Below are 22,547 nucleotides of genomic sequence, written 5' to 3' on the forward strand. Positions count from 1 at the left end.
GCGGCAGGGTCTCCGAGGGGCGACACGCATCTGTCAGAGACATTGTGGCCCGATCTTGTCGATGGCAGCAACGGGCCGCATCGCGCCTGGAGACAAAGTGCGATTCGAAGTGATTCCGTCAAATCGCAAAACGCTTTTGCTGAAGGACAGGCTGCGGGCCTATCCCCCTGCAACCCGATGATAGGAAGAGGGCAGGCCCTGGCAGGTCAGGGCCATTTCACAGTGGGGGGCATCGAGGACAGGATCGAGGCGACATTGCCGCCGGTCTTGAGGCCGAACAGCGTGCCACGGTCATAGAGCAGGTTGAATTCGACGTAACGTCCGCGGCGCACCAACTGCTCTTCGCGCTCGGCTTCCGTCCAGGGCTTTTCGAAATTGCGCGTCACGATCTCGGGATAGATGGCGGCGAAGGCGCTGCCGACTGTCTGGGTGAAGGAGAAATCGGCCTGCCAGTCGCCGCTGGCCAGCCCATCATAGAAAATGCCGCCGATGCCGCGCGGTTCGTTGCGATGCTTGAGAAAGAAATAGTCGTCACACCATTTCTTGTAGCGATCATAGTCGGCGACCGCGTGTGCCTCGCAGGCCCGGCGCATGGCCTCATGAAAATCTCGGCTGTCCGGGTCTTCCTGCGTGCGGCGCCTGTCGAGCATCGGCGTCAGGTCGGCGCCGCCGCCGAACCAGGCCTTGGTGGTCACCACGAAACGGGTATTCATGTGCACGGTGGGCACGTGAGGGTTCCAGGGGTGGGCGATCAGGGAGATGCCGGAGGCCCAGAAGCGCGGATCTTCGGCGGCGCCCGGAATGTCGGTGCGAAATTCGGGCGAGAACTCGCCGTGGACGGTCGAACAATGCACGCCCACCTTCTCGAAAACCCTGCCATGCATCATCGCCATCACGCCGCCGCCGCCGGGGCGGCCGGTGTGGTCGGTGCGTTGCCAGGGCGTTCGCTTGAAGCGTCCCGCGGCAGTACCGGCCGGAAGATCGGGCTGGGCCTGAGCCTGGGGCAGCGTGTCCTCGAGTGTCTCGAAGGCGGCGCAGATCTGATCGCGCAGGAGCTCGAACCAGGCACGGGCCTCGGCCTGACGGGGGGCGATCTCGGCGGAAAGGGGGGCGGAACCGGGCTTTGTCATGCTGCCTCTATAGTCCGTTTCCACCGGCAGGCAATTGCGCAGGATCAATGAAAGCCCGCAGGAAGCCGGTGTTCGATCAAGGAGAATCTGCCGTGGACGGGAAGCCATCGGTCTGGCGCAGGGCCTCGCCCAGCACCATGGCGGCGGCAACGGCCACGTTCAGCGAGCGCAGCCCCGGACGCATCGGCACGAACACCCGCGCATCGGCCGCGGCATGAACCGCATCGGGTACGCCCGCTGATTCCCTGCCGACCATGAGGATATCGTCGGGCTGAAAGGCATGGCCGCTCAGGGGCACCGCGCCCTTGGTCGTCAGCAGCACCAGGCGTTGTCCGCTCACGGCCCGCCATGCCTCGAAGGCCGGGAAGGAAACATGGCGGTCGACGGTGAGATGGTCGAGATAATCCATGCCCGCGCGGCGGAACGCCCGGTCCGACACGGGAAAGGCGGCCGGCTCGATGATGGCCGCCTTCACGCCGAGGCAGGCGCATAGGCGCAGCATCGTGCCGGCGTTCTGGGGGATGTCGGGCTGAAACAAGGCGAGGGTGAGCGGCATGGGCGATCGGCAGAGCAGGAACGGAAGCGTTCTTCATAGGGTACGCTGCCGGCATCGGGGATAGAGAATCTGCATTTATGGCGTTGATGTCATGCGACATAGCGCCATTTGCGGGCTGCACGATCTAGACAACTTCGCAACAGAGTGGCATGAGCCCCTTGATAAGGTTTGCCCCAGTTTCGCCGCGATCCGGTTTGGCGCGGCTGGGGTGGCCGAGATTTGGCAGAGTATGGATGGTGCGGGGCTGATACGTCCGGTTCCTCCATCATCCCGGCGGCGGCCGGGATGCGACGTATGAGAAGGATCGATCCGTGGCAGTCACGAACGAACACGCCGCAGTGCCCACTCGTCGCGATTTCATTTACATTGCCACCGGCGCGGTCGGTGCTGTGGGTGTCGCTGGCGCAGCTTGGCCTTTCATCAGCCAGATGAATCCGGACAAGGCGACCATCGCGGCGGGCGTGCCGGTCGAGGTCGACCTGACGCCGATTCCCGAGGGGCAGTCTGTGAAGATCTTCTGGCGCGGCAAGCCGATCTTCATTCGTCACCGCACCAAGGCCGAAATCGCGGCGGCCGAGGACGTCAAGCTGACTGACCTGAAGGATCCCCAGGCCGATGCGGACCGGGTCAAGAAGGACCAGGCGCAATGGCTGGTCGTGGTGGGCATCTGCACGCATCTGGGCTGCATCCCGCTGGTCAACGAGGGCTCCTATCACGGCTGGTTCTGCCCCTGCCATGGTTCGGTCTACGACACCTCGGGACGCATCCGTCAGGGTCCGGCTCCGCTCAACCTGGAAGTTCCGCCCTATAATTTCGAGAGCCCGACCAAGATCATGATCGGCGCCGAATCGAACGCACAAGCTTAAGGTCACAATTCATGAGCGGAACCTCGACCTGGACTCCGAAATCCAGCCTTGGACGGTGGTTCGAGAGCCGCCTGCCGATCGGCGGGCTCGTCCACTCCTCGTTCATCGCCTATCCCACGCCGCGCAACCTCAACTATATGTGGACCTTCGGCGCCATCCTGTCCTTCATGCTGGGTGCGCAGATCCTCACGGGTGTGGTGCTGGCGATGCACTACGTCTCCGATTCGAGCCTGGCCTTCACCTCGGTGGATCTGATCCGTCGCGACGTGAACTGGGGCTGGCTGATTCAGAAGCTGCACGCCAACGGCGCCTCGATGTTCTTCATCGCCGTTTATCTCCACATCGCACGCGGCATGTATTACGGCTCCTATAAGGGCCCCCGCGAAGTGCTGTGGCTGCTCGGCGTCGTGATCTTCTTGCTGATGATGGCGACCGGTTTCATGGGCTATGTGCTGCCCTGGGGCCAGATGTCGGGCTGGGGCGCTACCGTCATCACCAACCTGTTCTCCGCCATCCCCGTGTTCGGCAAGTCGATCGTGACCTGGCTGTGGGGCGGCTATGCGGTGGGCAACCCGACCCTGAACCGCTTCTTCTCGCTGCACTACCTGCTGCCCTTCATGATCGCGGGCGTCGTCGTGCTTCACATCTGGGCGCTGCATGTGGTCGGCCAGAACAATCCGGCCGGCGTCGACATCAAGACCCCGAAGGATTCGGTGCCCTTCACGCCGCATGCGACGCTGAAGGACGCCTTCGGCATCGCCTGCTTCCTGATCTTCTTCATGTATTTCGTGTTCTACATGCCGGATTATCTGGGTGATCCGGAGAACTACATCACCTTCGATCCCGGCAAGACGCCCGCGCATATCGTGCCCGAATGGTACTTCCTGCCCTTCTACGCGATCCTGCGTTCCATTCCGGACAAGCTGCTGGGCGTCATCATGATGTTCGCTGCGATCGTCATGCTGGCGCTGCTGCCTTGGCTCGATACGTCGAAGGTGCGCTCGGCGGTCTATCGCCCGGTGTTCCGCTGGGTGTTCTTCATCTTCGTGGCGATCTGCATCGGTCTCGGCTGGATCGGCTCGCAGCCGCCGGAAGGTTCGAAGGTGGTGATCGGCCAGATCCTGACCGCGCTGTATTTCGCCTACTTCCTCATCGCCTTGCCGTTGCTGGGGTTGTTTGAGCAGACCAAGCCGGTTCCCGCTTCGATCGCCGATGCCATTCTGGCGAAATCGGGCGGCATCCCCCTGCCGGCCGCAAACACCGCCGAATCGCAAAGCAAGGGTTGAGGGGCGAACGAGATGATTGAGATGTTCAAACCTTCACGCATGGCCGGCCTGGCGGTCGCCCTCGCCACCCTGTTCGGGGCTGCCGGTCTCTCCCAGCCCGCCTGGGCGGAGGGGGGCGAGCAGCCGACCCGCCAGCAGTGGAGCTTCGCCGGCCCGTTCGGCCGGTATGACCAGGGCCAGCTGCAGCGCGGCTTCAAGGTCTATCGCGAGGTCTGCTCGGCCTGCCATAGCCTGCACCGCGTTGCCTTCCGCACCCTGTCCGATCCCGGTGGCCCGGGCTTCACTGAGGGACAGGTGAAGGCCCTAGCGGCCGAATACACCGTCATGGACGTGCCCAACGACAAGGGCGAGGTGCTGGAGCGCAAGGGACGTCCGGCGGATTACTTCCCGCTGGTCTATCCCAACGATCAGGCCGCCGCCGTCGCCAACAATGGCGCGGTGCCGCCGGACATGTCGCTGCTCGCCAAGGCGCGCGGCGTGAAGTCCGGCTTCCCCGGCTTCATCTTCGACATCTTCACCCAGTACCAGGAGCAGGGGCCCGATTACATCCACGCCCTGATCACCGATGGTTATCTGAAGGATGACGAGAAGCCCCCCGAGGGCGTCACCATTCCGCCGAACGGGCATTACAACAAGATCTTCGGTGGCTCGATCGGCATGGCCAAACCCCTGGCCGATGGCCAGGTGGAATATACCGACGGTACGCCGCAGACGGTCGACCAGTACACGCGCGACGTCGCCGCCTTCCTGGCCTGGGCGGCCGATCCTTCGCTGGAGAAGCGCAAGCAGACCGGCTTCGTGGTCATCATCTTCCTGATCGTGCTGGCCAGCCTGCTCTACTACACCAAGAAGAAGATCTGGGCCGACGCCCATTGAGGCTTCGTCCGATCGCTGATTGAGCAAAGCCGGGGATCATCGATCTCCGGCTTTTGCACGCCGCCTTTCATGTAATACCAGCGGTCGCGATGTTTGACTCTCGCGTCATTGCGAGCGTAGCGAAGCAATGACGGGCCTGGTCGGTCAAGCTGCAATACCGTTGGTGTAAGGCGGTCTTAGCCTCGCTGCCCGGCCTCGTTTCCTGGTCCTGGCCTCGACTCTTGGCGCCGGGCATGGTCTTTTTCGGCATCAAATCCGCGCAGGGCAGATCATGACCGCCACGACAGAACTTTCCGGCTCGACCGCCCGCATCCTCAAGGATGCGATCCGCACCATTCCCGACTACCCCAAGCCGGGGGTGGCGTTTCGCGACATCACCACCTTGTTGGGCGATGCCTGGGCTTTCCGGCGGGCCGTGGACGAACTGGTGCAGCCTTGGGCGGGCGCCAAGATCGACAAGGTTGCCGGGATCGAGGCGCGTGGCTTCATTTTGGGAGGTGCGCTTGCCCATCAGCTTTCCTCCGGCTTCGTGCCGGTGCGCAAGAAGGGCAAGCTGCCGCATGAGACCGTGCGCATCGCCTATTCGCTGGAGTATGGCCTCGACGAGATGGAGGTCCACAAGGATGCGGTGAAGCCGGGCGAGCGGGTCATCCTGGTCGACGACCTCATCGCCACAGGCGGTACCGCGGAAGCCGCGGTCAGGTTGTTGCGCGAGATCGGCGCCGACGTCCTGGCGGCGGTCTTCATCATCGACCTGCCCGAGTTGAAGGGGGCCGACAAGATCCGGGCGCTCGGCGTACCTGTGCACACGCTGGTGTCCTTCGAAGGCCATTGAGGCTTGGGGCGGCTCTCCGGGGCCGCCTGTCCATCCGGCGGGCGTGGCGTTTGCGGGCTGGTCCGAAGACAACCCCCGTGTTGCTTGCTTTTCGGCCACGATGCGTCTAAGAGAACCCCGTTCCGCGACCAGACACCCCTGGAGGCAATGCGGAACGAACGAACCGGCCGCGCCTGCGGCCTTTTTCTTTGAACAACCCTGGGAATATACAATGTCCGTGAAGCAGATTTCCGCCACGGCTCGCACGCAAGTGGGCAAGGGGGCCGCGCGTGCCGTTCGTCGTGAAGGCAAAGTGCCGGCCGTGATCTACGGCGCCGGCAAGCCCCCCGTTTCCATCGCGCTCGATGCCAAGGAAGCCAACAAGCTGGTCTATGCCGGCCACTTCCTCACCACCGTGTTCGAAATCGAAGTGGATGGCAGCAAGACCCGCGCCATTCCGCGCGACTATGCTCTCGACCCGGTCAAGGACACCGTCGAGCATGTCGACTTCCTGCGCGTCGATGTCGGCTCGCGTCTGCGCGTCGATGTTCCCGTGCATGCCGTCAACGCTTCGACTTCCGTGGGCGTGAAGCGCGGCGGTGCCGTCAACATCGTGACGCACTCCCTCTCGGTTCTGGCTCCCGCCGACAAGATCCCCGATTCGATCGATGTCGACGTGGCCGCTCTCGATATCAACGATTCGGTCCATGTCTCGCAGATCAAGCTGCCGGAAGGCGTTTCCTACGCCGGGCAGGACGATGCGACGCTGGTCTCGATCGTGCCGCCGGTCGGCGAAGAGGCTGCTCCCGCCGCCGAGGCGGCTGCCGAGCCCGCCGACGCTGCCAAGAAGTAATCCGGCTGCATATTCCATTGCTGCGATGGCCGGGCTCGTCCCGGCCATTCGTGCTTTCATAGCGTTTGGCGATTTGATGGAGTCACCAAGAATCGCAAAGACGCGTTCGAACGAGGAGCTGCAGCAAAACAGCGTTTTTGCTTAAACGCGCTTTGCTCCAGAGACGATCATGCGTCTGTTCGTCGGGCTCGGTAACCCGGGCGCCAAATATGCCGCCAACCGGCACAATATCGGCTTTCTCGCCATCGATGAAATCGCGCGGCGCCATCGCTTCGCGCCCTGGCGGTCACGCTTCCAGGGCCAGATCAGCGAAGGCAGCGTCGGTGGCGAGCGGGTCATGCTGCTCAAGCCCCAGACCTACATGAACGAAAGCGGGCAGTCGGTCGGCGAGGCCATGCGCTTCTTCAAGATCGGCCTTGCGGACCTCACTGTCTTCCACGACGAGCTGGACCTGGCACCTGCCAAACTCAGGGTGAAGGTCGGCGGCGGCAATGCCGGCCATAACGGCCTGAGATCGATCACCGCCCATTGCGGCAACGAATATCGCCGCGCCCGCCTCGGTATCGGTCATCCCGGTGACAAGGCGCTGGTGCATCACTTCGTGCTCAGCGACTTTGCCAAGGCGGAATGGCCCTGGGTCGAAGATCTGTGCACGGCCTGCGCCGATGCGGCCCCGCTTCTGGCGGGTGGCGAGGATGCGAGCTTCCAGAACAAGGTCCATTTGTTCATGGAGGCGAGAGGCCACGGTGCGGCCAAGCTGGCGGGAGCGTGAGCGGCAGGAGCTATTGGGTGTGCCGATCTCCAGATCGGCATGATCAGCGCGAGGGATGCCGATCTGGAGATCGGCACACCAACTGTGCTGACCATTGACGTTGCGCTGCTTCCTATCTACCCAGCACCCTAACGGATTTCGTCGGCGGCACGAGCGCGCCGGCTACAAGATGAACGAGCGATCACCATGGGTTTCAAATGCGGAATCGTCGGCCTGCCCAATGTCGGCAAGTCGACCCTGTTCAATGCGCTGACGCAGACCGCGGCAGCGCAGGCGGCCAACTATCCCTTCTGCACCATCGAGCCCAATGTCGGCGACGTGGCGGTGCCCGACGAACGCCTGGAGAAGCTCGCCGCCATCGCCAAATCCGGCACGATCATTCCCACCCGCCTGACCTTCGTGGACATCGCCGGCCTGGTGCGGGGCGCCTCCAAGGGCGAGGGTCTCGGCAACCAGTTTCTCGGCAATATCCGTGAATGCGACGCGATTGCCCATGTGGTGCGCTGCTTCGAGGATGGCGACGTCACCCATGTCGAAGGCAAGATCGACCCGGTGGCCGACATCGAGACCATCGAGACCGAGCTGATGATCGCCGATCTCGACAGTCTGGAGCGCCGCGTGGTGGCGCTGGAGAAGAAAGCGCGCGGGGGCGACAAGGAAGCCAAGGAAAGCCTCGACCTGATCAATCGGGCCCTGGTGCTGCTGCGCGAAGGCAAGCCTGCCCGTCTGGTCGAGGTCAAGCCGGAGGAGCGGCGCGCTTTCGACATGCTGCAGCTCCTCACCGCCAAGCCGGTGCTCTATGTCTGCAATGTCGAAGAGGCCTCGGCCGACAAGGGCAATGGCCTGTCCGACAAGGTGAGGGCCCGCGCTGCCGAGGAGGGCGCCAAGGCCGTGGTGGTCTCCGCCAAGATCGAGAGCGAGATCGCCATCCTCCCGCCGGAGGAGCAGAAGGACTATCTCGACGCCATCGGCCTGAGCGAGCCCGGCCTCAACCGTGTCATCCGCACCGGCTATGAGCTGCTCGACCTCGTCACCTATTTCACGGTGGGCCCCAAGGAGGCCCGGGCCTGGACCATCACCAAGGGCATGCGCGCCCCGCAGGCCGCCGGCGTGATCCATTCCGATTTCGAGAAAGGTTTCATCCGTTCCGAAACCATCGCCTATGCCGACTATGTCGCTCTCAACGGCGAAGCGGGGGCCAAGGAAGCCGGCAAGTTCCGCCTGGAAGGCAAGGATTATGTGGTCGCCGACGGCGATGTTCTGCATTTCCGCTTTGCGACTTGAGTGCAAATAAATCGCGCTCAATCCGAAGATCTTGAAAAGATCTTTGTTTGTCTGTGATCCGGCATAATTTAGTATTGTGACATGCCAATTGGCGGTTCTTGATTGAATGCTGCCGATTGACAGAAGAAAATCGATTTATCTGTGCTATGATGGCGTGAGTGTTCGTTCGTGACAGGGGCGGGGGCCATGCAATCCAACGAGCCGCCACGCAAGACGCCGGGCGAGCGGGCCACCATTCACGACGTTGCCCGGCTCGCCAATGTTTCGCCCGCCACCGTTTCCAAAGTGCTGCGCGGCCTCGGCGCAGTGAAGGCCGAGAGCGTGGCGCGCATCCATGCTGCGGTGCGGGAGCTCGGTTTTCGGGTCGACCCGCTGGCGGCCAATCTGCGCCGCTCGCGCCGCTCGATCGTCGGCCTGATCGTTCCGGACTTCCGCAATCCGTTCTTTGGCTCGATGGTGGCCCATTTCGAGCGCCTGGCGGAGGGCAGCGGCTATCGTCTGGTGACCGTTTCGAGCGCCGAGAAGACCGAGCGGGAGGCCGCCCAGACCGAGGCACTGCTCGACTGGCGGGTCGCCGGCATGATCGTCGTGCCAACGGATGGGCGTCCGGCTGCAGAAGCTTCCTTGCTCGATCAGAAGGTTGCCACGGTCCTGCTCGACCGTGTTCCCGACGAGACCGGCTTCGATCGCGTCAGCGTCAACAATGTCGAGGCCAGCGCTGCCGTCATCCGAGAGCTCGTGGCCCGCGGGCACCGGCGTATCATGCTCGGCCCTTCCTCGCTCGACCTCACCAATATGCGCGATCGCGTCAACGGCGCGGTGGCCGCGGCGCAGCAGGCCGGTATCGCCGACGATATCGAAGTCCTGCTGTGCGGCCCCGATGTCCCCTCGGCCCTGGAGGCGATGGCTTCGCGCTTCGATCGGGGTGGGCTGCCGACGGCCATCTTCACGCTTTACAGCCCCGCCACGCTCGCGGCGTTGCGGGAGGTCGAGAGGCGGGGCCTCGTCATGCCTCGCGACCTGTCGATTGTCGGGTTCGACGACATCGAGTGGATGCAGGTGACGCACCCGCCGATCGCCGCAGTGATACAGCCGGTCCAGGCGATCGCCGAGGTGGCCTGGGCCCAGCTCATGCAGCGCCTTGCCGAACCCGGCGGGCCGCCCCGGACGGTCGAGGTGCCCTGTGAGCTCGATTTGCGGGGCTCGGTAGCCGGTCCGCGTGCCTGATCGAACGATCCGACGATCGATCTATTCCGCCGCCTGCGCCAGTCCGGAGAGTTCGGCCTGCAGATGGGCGATCAGCCTGTTTGTTGCCGCTTCCACCGGGCCGTCATTGCTGATGATGAGGTCGGGGGCGAGGGTGTCCTCGCGATCGATCTTGCGGGCCAGGCGGGCGCGGATCATCTCTTCGCTCTCCCGGCCGCGGGCGGCCAGGCGCTGAGCGATGATCTCGGCCGGCGCGGTGACCAGCACCACGCTGAGGCCGGCGAAGCGCTGGCGCGCTTCCGGCAGGCTGGAGCGGGAGAGGTTGCACACGGCGTGGCGTCCTTCCTCGGTTGCGCGCCGTACCTCGAGGGGCAGGGCATAGCTCAGGCCATGCGCGCGCCAGGAGAGTGAGAACCCTCCCTCGGCTTCCAGTTCGGCAAAACGCTGCTCGCTGAGCGTCTCGTGGTCTTCCGCCGAATTGACTTCCCGCGTGATGACGCGGCGCGGGAAGATCAGGCCGGGATGCCCGCTGAAATGGAGACGGGCTGCGTCGATCAGGGTGTCCTTGCCCGCTCCGCTCGGCCCGACGATGGCGATCAGCTTGCCAAGGCGCGGTTTGGGCTGGATCAGGGCGGGCTCGTCGGTCATGCCGCGATCCTGCCTTCGCTCCAGACACGGCGGATGATCGGCGTGGCGCCAGATCCCGAGGTGACCTGGGTCACGCGCACCAGATCGGCCCGCCGCCCCGTTTCCAGGCGGCCGCGATCGTTGAGGCCCGTGGCGCGGGCCGGGGTGTCGCTCACCATGCGTACGGCCGCCGGCAGATCGATCGATGGCACCCGCTCGGGCAGTTGGAAAGCGGCGAGCAGCAGGCTGGCAGGCACGTAATCGGAGGAAAGAATGTCGAGCACACCCTCGCCGGCGAGGTCGGCCGCCGCGATGTTGCCGGAGTGGGAACCGCCGCGCACGACGTTAGGCGCGCCCATCATCACGCTGATGCCGGCCGCGTGCGAGGCGAGGGCGGCTTCGAGCGTGGTGGGAAATTCGGCGATGGCGACGCCGTCCGCCACTGCTTCCTCCACATGGCCGGCGGTGGCATCGTCATGGCTGGCGAGCACGATGCCGTGTTCGCGCGCCAGCGCCACCAGGTTCGTGCGGCTGTGCACCGCGAAGCGAGCATGCCTGTCGAGCTTGGCCTTGATGTAGCTTTCGACATCGGTTTCCCCGCGCACGCGGCGCGGGAAATAGAAGTTCATCCAGGTGTCGAGATCGCGGAACTGGCGCTGGCCGGGGGTATGATCCATCAGCGAGGCCAGGTGCACGGGGTAGAGTTCCCGGAAGGCCTGGAAGGCCGTGAGAACGTCGGGCGTGGCGAGTTCGCAGCGTATATGGGTGCGGTGCTCGACGCGCAGATGGCCATGCTGGCGTGCCTCTTCGAGGGCGCCCGCCAGAGCCGTGCCCTCCTTGGAAATGGTGCCTTCTTCCGTTTCGGATCCGAGGCGGATGGAGTCGAACACGGTCGTGATACCCGCCGCCGCGATTTGCGCGTCATAGGCCATCACCGCGCTGAGGGCATGCCAGCGCACCGAGGGGCGCGGCGAGTAATGGGCTTCCAGGTGGTCGGTATGAAGTTCCACCAGGCCGGGCAGGATATGGTCTCCCGCCATGTCGAGACCCTTTTCCGGTGCTTCTCCCTCGCCGATCTCGGCGATACGGCCCTTGTCGACGGCGATCCAGCCCTTGTCGATCACGCGGTCGGCCAGGACGAGGCGGGCATTCGAGAGAACAAATTGCTCAAGATCAGGCATGGTTGAAACGTCCGTTCAGGCGGCAAGAGAGGCTACGGAAAACCGGGTGACGTCGACGACTCGGTCGGCGACTTGGCTACGCACATCCTCATCATGGAAGATGCCGACAATTGCGACGCCATTTTGTTTCTTGGCGGTGACGAGGTCGACGACGACCGCCCGATTGGCGGCGTCGAGCGAGGCGGTCGGCTCGTCGAGGAGCAGGAGCGGCCGGTCGGCGGCGAGGCCCCGTGCGATATTGACGCGCTGCTGCTCGCCGCCCGAGAAGGTTGCAGGCGGCAGGCCCCACAGCCGTTCCGGCACGTTGAGCCGGTGGAGCAGTTCCTGGGCGCGCCTGGTGGCTGCGTCCTCGGCCAGCCCGGTCTCGCGTGCCGCTTCCGCCACGATGGCGAGGGCGGGAACGCGTGGGATCACGCGCAGGAACTGGCTGACATAACCCATGGTGCGGCGGCGCAGTGCAAGCAGGCGGCGGGGTTCGGCGGTGGCGATATCGACGACCTCGTCGCCTTCCCGCAGCAGGATCGCGCCGGTATCGCAGCGATAATTGCCATAGATCATCTTGAGGATCGAGGATTTGCCTGCGCCGGACGGCCCGCCGAGCACGACGCATTCGCCCGGGGCAACGGCGAAGTGCACATCCTGCATCACGCCGATGCTCTGGCCACCTTGGAGATGCAGGGTGAAGCTTTTGGAAACGCCTTCGAGGGTGAGGATGGGGGAGGTCATGCTGCCAGCACCGAAGAAACCAGAAGTTGGGTGTAGGCCTCGTGCGGATCGTCGAGAACCTGGTCGGTCAGGCCCGTCTCGATCACCCGGCCCTGCCGCATCACCATGATGCGATGCGATAACAGCCGTGCGACAGCGAGGTCATGCGTGACGATGACGACCGCAATGCCGAGATCGGCGACGAGGCCGCGCAGGAGGTCGAGCAGGCGGGCCTGCACCGAGACGTCGAGGCCGGAAGTGGGCTCGTCCATGAAGACGAGGCGGGGGCGGGTCACCAGGTTGCGGGCGATCTGCAAGCGCTGGCGCATGCCGCCGGAAAAGCTGGCAGGGGTGTCGTCGATGCGATCGGCCTCGATCTCCACCCGGCCGAGCCAATCCAGCGCCGATTCGCGAATGCGTCCATAGTGCCGCGCGCCCACCGCCATCAGGCGCTCGCCGACATTGGCGCCGGCCGAGACGCCCATGCGCAGCCCGTCGCGTGCATCCTGGCGCACGAAACCCCAGTCGGTGCGCAGGAGAAAACGCCGCTCGGCCTCGCTCAGCGCAAAGAGGTCGCGGACGGCGCCATCGCGCATGCGATAATGCACCGACCCGGCGGTGGGCTCGACTTCGCTGGACAGAAGGCCGAGCAGGGTCGATTTGCCCGAGCCGGATTCGCCGACCACGGCAAGGACCTCGCCCTCATAGAGGTCGAAGGAGACGTCGGCGCAGCCCAGGCGCATGCCGTAATGCTTGGTGAGCCCGCGTGCCTGGAGCAGGGGGGAATCGTTGTGGGTCATGCGGCTTTCTCCGGCAAGGACAGGCGGAAGGACACGCCGTGGCGCTCGAAGCCGAGCGAATCGTAGAAGGCATGGGCGCGGCTGTTGTGCAGGCTGGAGGCGAGAATGGCCTTGTAGCAGCCCTTCTCCTGGGCCAGGCGGAAAGCGGCCTGCAGCATGAGCCGGCCGATGCCTTCGCCTTGTCGATCGGAAGCAACCACGACATTCTCGACGACGGCAAAGGGAGTGCCGCGCCGCGCCAGGTTGTCGACGGCCATCAGACAGAAGGTGCCGACGAGCATATCGTCCTGCTCGGCCACATAGAGCCCGTAATCGGGATAGAGGCCGAGGCGCTCGAGCTTGGCCTCGGCTTCCTCGATCGTCAGGACGTTGTCGCCGTTGAAATCGGGCTGTCCGTAGAGGGCGAGCACGGCCGGCAGGTCCGCCTTGCCGCCGACGCGTACGGACAGAGGAGGGGCGACGCTCATGGCCCGGTCTCCCCGGGAGCGGGGACGTCCTCGTCCGCTCTTGGAAACGATGGGCTCGACGAGGATGTCTGCGCTCCCAGGGGCGATGCACCCAGCATCTCGCCCTTGTGCCCGGCGGCTCGCCTCGTCTCGCAATGGTCGGTATCCGAACACACGAACATGCGGCCGCCGCGATCGTCGAGCACGACCTCGTCGAGATAGACGCCCTGTGCAGCGCACAGGGCGCAGGGCTGCTTGAAGCGCTGTACGCTGAAGGGATGGTCCTCGAAGTCGAGGCTCTTCACCCGCGTATGCGGCGGCACCGCATAGATGCGCTTCTCGCGCCCGGCGCCGAAGAGCTGCAGCGCCTCGCAATCGTCGATCTTGGGATTGTCGAATTTCGGCGTCGGCGAGGGATCCATGACATAGCGCCCGGCTACCTCCACCGGATAGGCATAGGTGGTGGCGATATGGCCGTGGCGGGCGATGTCCTCGTAGAGCTTCACATGCATCAGGCCGTAATCGGCGAGGGCATGCAGCTTGCGGGTCTCGGTTTCGCGTGGCTCGAGGAAGCGCAGCGGCTCGGGGATCGGGACCTGATAGACCAGGATCTGGTCGGGCTTGAGGGGGGCTTCCGGCACGCGGTGGCGCGTCTGGATGATGGTGGCATCCTGCGTGGCGGTGGTGGTGGCGACGCCGGCCGTCTTGGCGAAGAAGCGGCGGATCGAGACGGCATTGGTGGTGTCGTCGGCGCCCTGGTCGATCACCTTCAGCACGTCGTCGGGGCCGATTACCGCAGCCGTCACCTGAACGCCTCCGGTGCCCCAGCCATAGGGCATCGGCATCTCGCGCGAGGCGAAGGGCACCTGATAGCCGGGAATGGCGATGGCCTTGAGGATCGCCCGACGGATCATGCGCTTGGTCTGTTCGTCGAGATAGGCGAAATTGTAGCCGTTGGGATTGGTATCGCGGGCGGGATGATCTGATGGGGTGCTCACGCTGCATCCTCCTGCCGGGTTTCGGCCAGCGCCGCCTCGCGGCGCTCGGCACGCTCGGCCCTGAGGCGTCTGACAAGGTCGAGCTCGGCCTGGAAGTCGACGTAATGGGGCAGTTTCAGATGCTCGACGAAGCCGGTCGCCTGCACGTTGTCGCAATGGGACATCACGAATTCCTCGTCCTGGGCGGGGGCGGTCCTCTCCTCGCCGAACTCGCGCGCCCGCAGCGAGCGGTCGACCATCGCCATCGACATCGCCTTGCGTTCGGCCTGGCCGAAGACGAGGCCATAACCGCGGGTGAATTGCGGCGGAGCCTCGGCTGAGCCGGCGAACTGGTTGACCATCTGGCATTCGGTGACGGTGATCGACCCCATCGGCACGGCAAAGCCGAGCTCCTCGGGTACGAATTCCACCTCCACTTCCCCGAGCCGGATTTCGCCGACGAAGGGATGGGTGCGGCCAAAGCCGCGCTGGCTGGAATAGGCGAGCGCCAGGAGGAAACCTTCATCCCCGCGGGCGAGCGCCTGCAGCCTGAGGTCGCGGTCGGCCGGGAAGGCCAGGGGTTCGCGGGTGAGGTCGCCGACTGGCCGCTCGGGGTCGGGGGTAGCATTGCGCTCGATCAGGTCCTCGCCGCCGAGGAGGTCGCTGACGCGCGGCGTCTTCTCCTCCGCGGCGGGCCTTTCCTCGGGCGGGCCGACCTCGGCGCCGGCGGCCAGCATGAAGTCGAGCAGGCGGTGCGTATAGTCGAAGGTCGGGCCGAGCACCTGGCCTCCCGGCAGATCCTTGAAAGTCGCCGATATGCGCCGACGGATGGCCATGTCGTCGGTGTCGACGGGCACGCTGACACCGAAACGCGGCAAGGTGGTGCGATAGGCGCGCACCAGGAAGATCGCTTCGACCAGGTCCCCCCGGGCCTGCTTGATGGCGAGGGCGGCCAGGTCGCGGTCGTAGAGCGAGCCCTCGGCCATCACCCGGTCGACACCGAGCGTGAGCTGTTCGCGGACCTGGTCGGTCGAGAGGTCGGGCACCGCCTTGTCGCCGCGCCGGACATGGGCGAGCAGGCGATGGGCATTGTCGATGGCTTCCTCGCCACCCTTGACGGCGACATACATCAGGCTTCTCCACGTATTTGGGACGAGCGCGGCAGGCCGGCGATCCTGCCCGGCGCCGTGAAGACGATATCGACGCCGCGTGGAAAGGCGGCATGGTTGGCGGCAAGCTGCCGGCGGAAGTCGGCGGGAAGCGGCGCGAGCGCCAGACCTAGATCCGTCAGACCTGTATCGGCCTTGATGCCCGGCCCGGCAAAGGCGAGATCATGGCCGGGTTCGAGCCGCTCCAAGGCGATAAGCAGCGTGGTCGAGCGGTCGGGATATTCGTCACTGCCCTGGGCGAAATGGGCAAGGTCGGGACAGGCGGCCGCGTCCGCGATGAGGGCAAAGGCCGCCTCTTGCGGATCCTCCGTCAGGCGGGCTCCGGTATGGAAAGTGAGATAGGCCCGCACCGCCGGTGTCCGCAGCCCGGCATCGAGCCAGAGCGGAGCCTCGTGATCGGCCAAGGCAAGGGCGAGGCCGGCCAGTTCCGGCGTCAGCGGCGGCGGCGGCATCAGGCCCGTTTCAAGGGGCTGGGGACGGGCCGGCCGGGCCAGCGCATTCATGCAGGCCCGGAAGATCGCCTGGGATTCGAGGGCCGCATCCGCAAAGCCGGGCGCGAGATCCTGTGCAAGGCGCATCATTAGTCCTCTCCCCGCACCATGGTGAAGAAATTGACCCGGGTTGCCGCCGTCTGCCGGGCTGAAACATCCGCTTCGGCATTCAGCCGGGTAGCCACCGGTCGCAGGGCCCGCTCGACCGCCTCGCGGCGGGTTTCGTCCTGCCAGAGGGCGTCGAGCAGGGCGGCGGCGCTGGCCTTGGCGCTGTTACGGCCGAGATGATAGGCAAAGCCGACAGGCCCGTTCTCGATCCGGACGGTGGCGCGCGAGGTGCTCGCCTCGCCCAGGTTGAAGGCGGCGCCGTCGCCGCCGACCCGGCCTTGCAGCATGACCAGGCCCGTTACGGCCGGTCGCAGTGCTGCATGAGCCGGCAGGGGAGCCAGCGCCGAGAGGGCCTGGTCGAGTTCGGCGCCGGTGGCGTGGGCGCACAGATGCATGACGGCTTGGCGTGCCTTCAGTCCGGCAGCCGGTTCGGCCGCCATCTGGCGATGACGACCTGGAGAGGATTCATTCATATCGAAACCATTGCTCGGCTCTGGGTCACAACAGGCTGGCGAAGCATGTTGTCTAGTGATATAGACAACTATATGAGAAACCTTGCAACGCTTCCATGACAAAACCAGTGCCACCTCGAAATTTTTCGCCGCCAGGCTCTGCGGGCGATCCCGCCGCAGCGGAAGCCGCCGTTTCCAGAGGTGACGGCGGCGCCATGGATGGCGCCGTTTTTCGCGGAGACGGCATCGCCGCCTGGCGCAAGATCGCGGATCTCCTCGAGGCAGAGATCGTCGGCGGCATGTTGGCCCCCGGCACGCAATTGCCGACGGAGGCCGCGCTGGCTGCCCGTTTCGGCGTCAACCGGCATACAGTGCGCCGGGCGCTCGGCGAGCTGGCCGGCAAGGGCCTGGTGCGCACCGCGCAGGGCAGGGGGACCTTCGTCGAGCTTTCCCGCCTCGCCTATCCGATCGGCGAGCGCACGCGTTTCAGCCAGAACATGGCGCAGGAAGGGCGCGAGGCCGGGGGCATCGTGCTGGAGGCCGTCGAAATCGAGGCCGATCCGCGCCTTGCCGGGTTGCTGGACATCGCGCCGGGCAGCCCGGTGCTGAGACTGCTGACCCTGCGTTCGGCTGATGACGTGCCCATCGCCTTCGGCAGTTCATATTTCCCGCTGCCGCGCTTTGCCGGCTTCGCCGAGGCCTATCGGCGCCTGGGGGCGGTGACGCCGGCCCTGGCGGCATGTGGCGTCGACGACTACAAACGGCAGGCAACCCGGGTCGGCGCCCGCTTTGCCTCTCCCGAGGAGGCCGCCAGGCTCGATATTGCGGTTGGCCGCCCTTTGCTGACGGTCGAAAGCGTCAATGTCGATCTCGATGGCATACCGATCCAGGCGACCTTCGGCCTGTTTGCCGCTGACCGGACGGAGATCGTGCTCCAGAGCTGACGAAATGGAGTGTCGATCTTCAGGTCGGCAAACCTGGAACACCGCACTTGCCGGCAAGCGGAATTGTCGATCTGAAGATCGACGTTCCAGGAGGTCTTACCCGCGATAGTCGTGCCTGTTGCCGCGCGGATCCGTTACGATATAGCCGTTCTCGCCGTCGTCGAGATAACCCGGCCCGATCGGCACCTTGCCGTGTCCGCCGGGAATGTCGAGCACATAGGTGGGCTGGCCGAGGCCGGTGAGACTTCCGCGCAATTGCCGCATCACCGCCTGGCCCTCGGCGATGGTGGTGCGGAAATGGCCCGTGCCCTTGGCGAGGTCGCCATGGTGCAGATAGTAGGGCTTGATGCGCAGGCCGAGCAGAGCGCGGAAGAGAGCCGATAACTCCTCGGCGCTGGCGTTCACGCCCTTGAGCAGCACGGTTTGGCTGATCATGGCGATCCCCGCCTTCACCAGCCGCGTGCAGGCCGCTCCCGCGGCAGGCGTGAGTTCGCGAACATGATTGGCGTGCAGGGCGACGAACACGCCCTTTGGGCTGTCGAGACTTTCGATGAGCTCGGCCGTGATGCGTTCGGGCGCCACCACCGGCACGCGCGTATGGAACCGGATCACGCCGACATGGTCGATGGCCGACAGCGCCTTCACGATCCGGCCGATGCGCCGCGGCGATAGCGCGAAAGGATCGCCGCCGGTGACGATGACTTCGAAGATGGCCGGATTGTCGGCGATATAGGCCAAGGCTGCATCGAGCTCGCTGCTGGCGAGCATTTCGCCTTCCGGCCCCACCATCTCGCGTCGGAAGCAGAAACGGCAATAGACGGGGCAGACATGCAGCGGCTTGAGCAGGACGCGGTCGGGATAGCGATGAACGACCCCCTTGACCGGCGAGAAGGCGTCGTCCCCGATCGGGTCCGAGAGCTCGTCGGCACTCCAGACCAGTTCACGGCCGGTCGGCACGAACTGGGCGGCGATCGGATCTTCCTGTGGCGAGCCCTGAATCAGCTCGGACATTGCCGGCGTGATGGCAACGGAAAAGCGCCGAGCGACGTCCTCGATGTCGAGGCGTTCGAGCGGCGAGACGAGGCCGGCAGCCTCCAGATCGGACGCGCTCCTGAGACTGGAATGCTTGTTCATGTAATCGTTTGGGCCGGGAGATCCGTTTTGGTCAGTCCCGGAAATCCTGTAAGGTTTCAAAATCCGGCCCAGTTCTTAAACCGTCTGGCTCCCTTTCGAAAGGCGAAAGGCAGGAATCGCCGGGGCAATCCTATGAAGCCTCTACGGTGATCCCGGACGCGCCATCAACAATCGTCAGGGCCTTTGCGGCTGGCCGATGATCGCGAGCCGCAGGCGCGACGAGATCACGTCGATGACGGCAACGGTGACCAGGATCATGAAGATCAGCACGCCGAGGGGCGGCAGATCGAGCACCCGCAGCAATTCGGCGAGATACTGCCCGACGCCGCCGGCCCCGACGATGCCGATGATGGTCGCCGAGCGCACATTGGATTCGAAGAAATAAAGCACCTGGCTGGCCATCACTGGGAGGACCTGCGGGATCAGGGCGAAGCGGATGCGGTGGATGCGGTTGCCGCCCGTGGAGAGCACGCCCTCGCTCGCCCTGTTGTCGGTGGTCTCGATCGCCTCGGAGAACAGCTTGCCCAAGGCGCCGAAGTCCACGCAGATGATGGCGAGCACGCCGGCAAAGGGACCGAGACCGACGACACCCACCCAGACGAGCGCCCAGATCAGCGCATCGACGGAGCGGATCACGTCGAGGCCGCGGCGCACCGCGAACCGGACGAACACATTGGGAATGACATTGCGGGCTGCCAGAAAGGCCACGGGTGCGGCCAGCACGGCCGCGGTGAGCGTGCCGGCAAAGGCGATGGCAAGCGTTTCGGCGAGAGCCTTGACGAAGAACCAGAACTTGCCCTCGTCGTTGGGCGGGAACATCTGCACCACGAAGGTGCCGAGACGGGAAAGACCGCTGAGGAACCGATCCGGTGTGACCTCGAGCCGGATCATGGCGACGACGGCAAGGGCGAGCAGGATGGCGATCACGCCGCCCGCCAGGAAACGCGTCCGCCAGGAAGTTTCGAAATGGGCGCGATGGCGGGCCGCCACGGAGGCGAGCCTTTCGGAACCGAGAGGGGGCAGCGGGCTTGCCGAATGCGGCGCCGGGCCGTTGACGCGGTTGTTCATGGTGTCGCCTCCTGACCGATCAGGCGGTGGCGCAGCTTTTCGGTGGCGAGGTCGATGATGAAGACGGTGACGATGATCATCAGCAAGATGGCACTGACGTCGGCATAGGCGAAGGTGCGGATGGCCACCAGGAGTTCCTGGCCGATGCCGCCCACGCCGATGAAACCCATCACGCCGGCCTCCCGGACATTGATCTCGAAGCGGAGCAGGGAATAGGAGGCAAAGTTCGGCAGGGTTTGCGGCATCACGGCAAAGCGTATGCTCTCCAGCCAGGAGCCTCCGGTGGCGACAGTACCCTCGACCGGCTTCATGTCGACATTTTCGACGACTTCGGCAAACAGCTTGCCGAGCGCGCCCATGGTATGGATGGCGAGCGCCAGCGCGCCGGCCATCGGTCCGGACTTGAAGGCGATCAGGAAGATCATGGCAAAGACGATGGTGGGTACCGTGCGGCAGAACTCGAGCCAGCGGCGGACCACGGCGCGCAGAAGCCGGCTAAGCGTCAGGTTCGCGGCGGCCATGAAGCACAGGACCAAGGCGCCGAGCACGCCGAGCAGCGTGCCGAGATAGGCGACGAGCAGCGTATCACCGAGCAGCACCAGCCACTTGCCGAAGCCCCAATACCACTCCCTGACGTCGCCGGCGAAGTTGCCGAGACTGAGGGGCGGGGCGATACGGCTGAAGAAGGAGGTGAAGTTGCCGATATGCGTCCAGAGGAAGCCCGGACGGATCGACGCCACATGCGCCGACAGCGCGTAGAGGGCGATGCCGGCCGCCACGGCGAGCCAGATCCGTCGCTTCCTGACGGCAACAGTTGCCTGATAGGCCTGCAGCAAGGCCCTGGCCTGCGCCTCCGGCAGGCTATTGATAGCCGGCAATGTTATATCCTCCTGCCTGGACGAGCCAGCGGCCCTCGGTGAAACCCGCCTGTGCAAAGGGCGCGCACCTTGCAGTGCGCGCCCTCTCTTGTGGTCGTGACTGGCCTTACTGGGTCTTGCGGAGCGTGTCGTTGAATTTCACCATGTCGACGATCGGCTGGTATTCCTTGGCGCTGATCGCGGTGAGTTCGAGATCCTTGCCGTCAGAAAGCTTGTCGAAATTGGCCTTGTCGTTCTTGGCGTAGTCGATCAGCGCGGTGGCGATCTTCTTCTTCAGCTCGTCGGGCAGGGAGGCAAGCACCGTATAGGGCCCCTCGGGCAGGAAGGGGGTCTTGTAGATGATGCGGAAGTCGGCCTTGGTCATCGGGGTGCCGTCATCCTTCTTGAGGATGCCGCGGCTGAGCATGCGGGTGAGATTGGAATCGTCTTCCGAGTTCCAGCTGTTGGCCGCGGCGTCGGCGGTACCCTGGGCGAGGGCGAGCACGGCATTGTCATGGCTGCCGGCGAAGACGACGGAGGAGAAGAACTTGTCGACGTCGATGCCCTGGCTGTGCAGGCCGAAGCGCGGCGCGTTGTTGCCGGAGGTCGAGTTGGGATCGACCAGGGCCAGCTTCTTGCCCTTGAGATCCTCGATGGTCTTGTAGGGGCTGTCGGCTTTCACATAGATCACGGAGTAGTAGCCGGTGAGGCCGTTGTTGTGGCGGGGAACGGCGACCGGCTCGGTGGCGACGCCGGTGATGATGGCGCGGGCATAGGAAGCCGGGCCATACCAGGCGATCTGGGCAAAGCCGGCGCGCTGGGCCTCGATCACCGCCGCATAGTCGTTGGCGATGTTGAGTTTGACCGGCACGCCGACCTGCTTGGCGATGTAGTCGGCCAGCGGCTGGTAGCGATCATTGGTGGTGGAGGCGTTTTCGGCCGGGATGACGGCGAGCGTCAGTTCCGGATACTGGGCCTTCCAGTCCTCGGCATGGGCGGCGCTGGCGGCAAAGCTCATGGCTGCTGCGGCAAGGCCGAGCAGCGTGCGGCGCGAAAGCATAGGTCTCTCCTGTCGGAAACGATTTGTTCTTGCGGCTCTGAAAGAGAGCGAAGCCGGCCTGTCAGGCGGCGGCGCTGGCAGGGCGAGCCTGACCTGCCCATTTCACGTCGGCATCGGCGTCCATCACCTCGCCGGCCTCGAGGCCGTAAAGATCACGCGCGGCATCGGCCGTCAGCGCCGCGGGGGCCCCGTCGAACACCACCCGGCCGGCGGACATGCCGATCAGGCGGTCGCAATAGCCGCGGGCGAGATCGAGCGAATGGAGGTTGCAGATGACGGTGATGCCGAAATGCTTGTTGATGCGTAAGAGCGCATCCATCACGACCTTGGTATTGCGCGGGTCGAGCGAGGCGATCGGCTCGTCCGCCAGGATGATCGAGGGTTCCTGCACCAGGGCACGGGCGATCGCCACGCGCTGCTGCTGGCCGCCGGACAGGCTGTCGGCACGCTGGCCGGCGAGATTGGCGATGTCGAACTGTTCCAGTGCGGCGAGCGCCATGGCCTTGTCTTCGAGGCCCCAGAGCTGCAGCACGGCGCTGGCCGTCGAGACCTTGTTGAGGCGGCCCATCAGCACGTTGGTGAGCACGTCGAGGCGCCCGATCAGGTTGAACTGCTGGAAGATCATGGCGCAACGCGCGCGCCAGTCCCGCAAGGCCTGCCCGCGCAGGGCCGTGACATCGACGCCGTCGAAGGAGATCGTGCCTTCGCTCGGGTCGACGAGGCGGTTCAACATGCGCAGCAATGTCGACTTGCCGGCCCCCGAACGCCCGATCACACCGATGAAGGCGCCGGGCGCAATTTCCAGATTCACATCGGCGACAGCCGTCTTGCCGCCGAAGCGCCTGGAAACTCCTTTGATCGCCAGCATGAACAGATCCCTTCTCG

General features: G+C 64.9%; 23 protein-coding genes and 1 pseudogene. 8 read left to right on the forward strand and 16 right to left on the reverse strand.

Annotated elements, in window-relative coordinates:
• Positions 1-206: 206 nt before the first annotated feature.
• Together hemF and J8I29_RS02530 are read right to left on the reverse strand one after the other, a co-directional pair.
• Positions 207-1,130: an oxygen-dependent coproporphyrinogen oxidase gene (hemF, locus tag J8I29_RS02525; RefSeq protein WP_209430506.1), complete on the reverse strand. Its 924-nt coding sequence runs from the start codon at positions 1,128-1,130 to the stop codon at positions 207-209.
• Positions 1,131-1,206: 76 nt separating this feature from the next.
• Positions 1,207-1,686, reverse strand: coding sequence for a tRNA (cytidine(34)-2'-O)-methyltransferase (locus tag J8I29_RS02530; protein ID WP_209430507.1), 480 nt, complete (start codon positions 1,684-1,686; stop codon positions 1,207-1,209).
• A gap of 311 nt (positions 1,687-1,997) precedes the next feature.
• Between J8I29_RS02530 and petA the strand changes: the two genes are divergently transcribed.
• The 7 genes and pseudogenes from petA to J8I29_RS02570 all read left to right on the forward strand — a co-directional run bounded on the left by petA (position 1,998) and on the right by J8I29_RS02570 (position 9,664).
• The gene (petA, locus tag J8I29_RS02535) at positions 1,998-2,552 is read left to right on the forward strand and encodes a ubiquinol-cytochrome c reductase iron-sulfur subunit (protein ID WP_209430508.1); all 555 of its coding nucleotides are present in this window, start codon (positions 1,998-2,000) and stop codon (positions 2,550-2,552) included.
• Positions 2,553-2,563: 11 nt separating this feature from the next.
• Positions 2,564-4,714: pseudogene (locus J8I29_RS30240) on the forward strand (cytochrome c1).
• A 271-nt stretch (positions 4,715-4,985) separates the two neighbouring features.
• Positions 4,986-5,549 carry an adenine phosphoribosyltransferase gene (locus J8I29_RS02550; RefSeq protein WP_105861607.1) on the forward strand — a complete coding sequence of 188 codons (564 nt, stop codon included), beginning with the start codon at positions 4,986-4,988 and terminating at the stop codon, positions 5,547-5,549.
• 211 nt (positions 5,550-5,760) lie between these two features.
• Positions 5,761-6,381, forward strand: a complete 621-nt coding sequence (locus J8I29_RS02555; protein ID WP_209430510.1) for a 50S ribosomal protein L25/general stress protein Ctc — start codon at positions 5,761-5,763, stop codon at positions 6,379-6,381.
• A 169-nt stretch (positions 6,382-6,550) separates the two neighbouring features.
• The gene (gene pth, locus J8I29_RS02560; RefSeq protein ID WP_209430511.1) at positions 6,551-7,153 is read left to right on the forward strand and encodes an aminoacyl-tRNA hydrolase; all 603 of its coding nucleotides are present in this window, start codon (positions 6,551-6,553) and stop codon (positions 7,151-7,153) included.
• 186 nt (positions 7,154-7,339) lie between these two features.
• Entirely contained in the window at positions 7,340-8,437 is a 1,098-nt protein-coding gene (gene ychF / locus J8I29_RS02565; protein WP_105861610.1) for a redox-regulated ATPase YchF, read from the forward strand.
• 186 nt (positions 8,438-8,623) lie between these two features.
• The gene (locus tag J8I29_RS02570) at positions 8,624-9,664 is read left to right on the forward strand and encodes a LacI family DNA-binding transcriptional regulator (RefSeq protein ID WP_105861611.1); all 1,041 of its coding nucleotides are present in this window, start codon (positions 8,624-8,626) and stop codon (positions 9,662-9,664) included.
• 21 nt (positions 9,665-9,685) lie between these two features.
• Here the strand turns inward: J8I29_RS02570 and phnN are convergent, their stop codons facing one another.
• From phnN to phnG, 9 genes are read right to left on the reverse strand one after another with little or no spacing between them, the layout of a single operon-like run.
• On the reverse strand, positions 9,686-10,291 hold the full coding sequence (gene phnN / locus J8I29_RS02575; protein ID WP_209430512.1) for a phosphonate metabolism protein/1,5-bisphosphokinase (PRPP-forming) PhnN: 606 nt from the start codon (positions 10,289-10,291) through the stop codon (positions 9,686-9,688).
• Positions 10,288-11,451, reverse strand: a complete 1,164-nt coding sequence (locus J8I29_RS02580) for an alpha-D-ribose 1-methylphosphonate 5-triphosphate diphosphatase (RefSeq protein WP_105861613.1) — start codon at positions 11,449-11,451, stop codon at positions 10,288-10,290. Before J8I29_RS02580 ends, phnN begins: the two co-directional genes overlap by 4 nt.
• A 15-nt stretch (positions 11,452-11,466) precedes the next feature.
• Positions 11,467-12,177, reverse strand: coding sequence for a phosphonate C-P lyase system protein PhnL (gene phnL / locus J8I29_RS02585; RefSeq protein WP_105861614.1), 711 nt, complete (start codon positions 12,175-12,177; stop codon positions 11,467-11,469).
• Positions 12,174-12,956, reverse strand: a complete 783-nt coding sequence (phnK, locus tag J8I29_RS02590; protein ID WP_105861615.1) for a phosphonate C-P lyase system protein PhnK — start codon at positions 12,954-12,956, stop codon at positions 12,174-12,176. The genes phnL and phnK overlap by 4 nt, the downstream gene beginning before the upstream one ends.
• Positions 12,953-13,423 (reverse strand): GNAT family N-acetyltransferase, encoded by a 471-nt coding sequence (locus tag J8I29_RS02595; protein ID WP_209430513.1) that lies wholly within the window; start codon positions 13,421-13,423, stop codon positions 12,953-12,955. Before J8I29_RS02595 ends, phnK begins: the two co-directional genes overlap by 4 nt.
• Positions 13,420-14,400 carry an alpha-D-ribose 1-methylphosphonate 5-phosphate C-P-lyase PhnJ gene (locus J8I29_RS02600; protein ID WP_348535970.1) on the reverse strand — a complete coding sequence of 327 codons (981 nt, stop codon included), beginning with the start codon at positions 14,398-14,400 and terminating at the stop codon, positions 13,420-13,422. The genes J8I29_RS02595 and J8I29_RS02600 overlap by 4 nt, the downstream gene beginning before the upstream one ends.
• Positions 14,397-15,509: a carbon-phosphorus lyase complex subunit PhnI gene (locus J8I29_RS02605; protein ID WP_209430514.1), complete on the reverse strand. Its 1,113-nt coding sequence runs from the start codon at positions 15,507-15,509 to the stop codon at positions 14,397-14,399. Before J8I29_RS02605 ends, J8I29_RS02600 begins: the two co-directional genes overlap by 4 nt.
• On the reverse strand, positions 15,509-16,129 hold the full coding sequence (phnH, locus tag J8I29_RS02610) for a phosphonate C-P lyase system protein PhnH (RefSeq protein ID WP_209430515.1): 621 nt from the start codon (positions 16,127-16,129) through the stop codon (positions 15,509-15,511). Before phnH ends, J8I29_RS02605 begins: the two co-directional genes overlap by 1 nt.
• The gene (gene phnG / locus J8I29_RS02615; RefSeq protein ID WP_280869739.1) at positions 16,129-16,587 is read right to left on the reverse strand and encodes a phosphonate C-P lyase system protein PhnG; all 459 of its coding nucleotides are present in this window, start codon (positions 16,585-16,587) and stop codon (positions 16,129-16,131) included. The genes phnH and phnG overlap by 1 nt, the downstream gene beginning before the upstream one ends.
• A 227-nt stretch (positions 16,588-16,814) precedes the next feature.
• Between phnG and phnF the strand changes: the two genes are divergently transcribed.
• Positions 16,815-17,543: a phosphonate metabolism transcriptional regulator PhnF gene (gene phnF / locus J8I29_RS02620; protein ID WP_105861619.1), complete on the forward strand. Its 729-nt coding sequence runs from the start codon at positions 16,815-16,817 to the stop codon at positions 17,541-17,543.
• 96 nt (positions 17,544-17,639) lie between these two features.
• Here the strand turns inward: phnF and J8I29_RS02625 are convergent, their stop codons facing one another.
• The 5 genes from J8I29_RS02625 to phnC form a co-directional block, all read right to left on the reverse strand.
• Complete coding sequence (locus tag J8I29_RS02625) at positions 17,640-18,677, reverse strand: lysine-2,3-aminomutase-like protein (RefSeq protein ID WP_209430516.1); 1,038 nt, start codon at positions 18,675-18,677, stop codon at positions 17,640-17,642.
• Between the two features lie 174 nt (positions 18,678-18,851).
• A complete protein-coding gene (gene phnE / locus J8I29_RS02630) occupies positions 18,852-19,745 on the reverse strand; it encodes a phosphonate ABC transporter, permease protein PhnE (protein WP_105861621.1) in 894 nt (297 codons plus the stop codon).
• Complete coding sequence (gene phnE, locus J8I29_RS02635) at positions 19,742-20,623, reverse strand: phosphonate ABC transporter, permease protein PhnE (protein ID WP_209430517.1); 882 nt, start codon at positions 20,621-20,623, stop codon at positions 19,742-19,744. The genes phnE (J8I29_RS02630) and phnE (J8I29_RS02635) overlap by 4 nt, the downstream gene beginning before the upstream one ends.
• A 106-nt stretch (positions 20,624-20,729) precedes the next feature.
• Positions 20,730-21,662, reverse strand: a complete 933-nt coding sequence (phnD, locus tag J8I29_RS02640) for a phosphonate ABC transporter substrate-binding protein (RefSeq protein WP_105861623.1) — start codon at positions 21,660-21,662, stop codon at positions 20,730-20,732.
• Positions 21,663-21,723: 61 nt separating this feature from the next.
• Positions 21,724-22,530, reverse strand: coding sequence for a phosphonate ABC transporter ATP-binding protein (gene phnC, locus J8I29_RS02645; protein WP_105861624.1), 807 nt, complete (start codon positions 22,528-22,530; stop codon positions 21,724-21,726).
• Positions 22,531-22,547 lie beyond the last annotated feature (17 nt).

It is taken from the genome of Labrys sp. LIt4, from assembly GCF_017813775.1.
In the GTDB taxonomy this organism is placed as follows: Bacteria; Pseudomonadota; Alphaproteobacteria; order Rhizobiales; family Labraceae; genus Labrys; species Labrys okinawensis_A.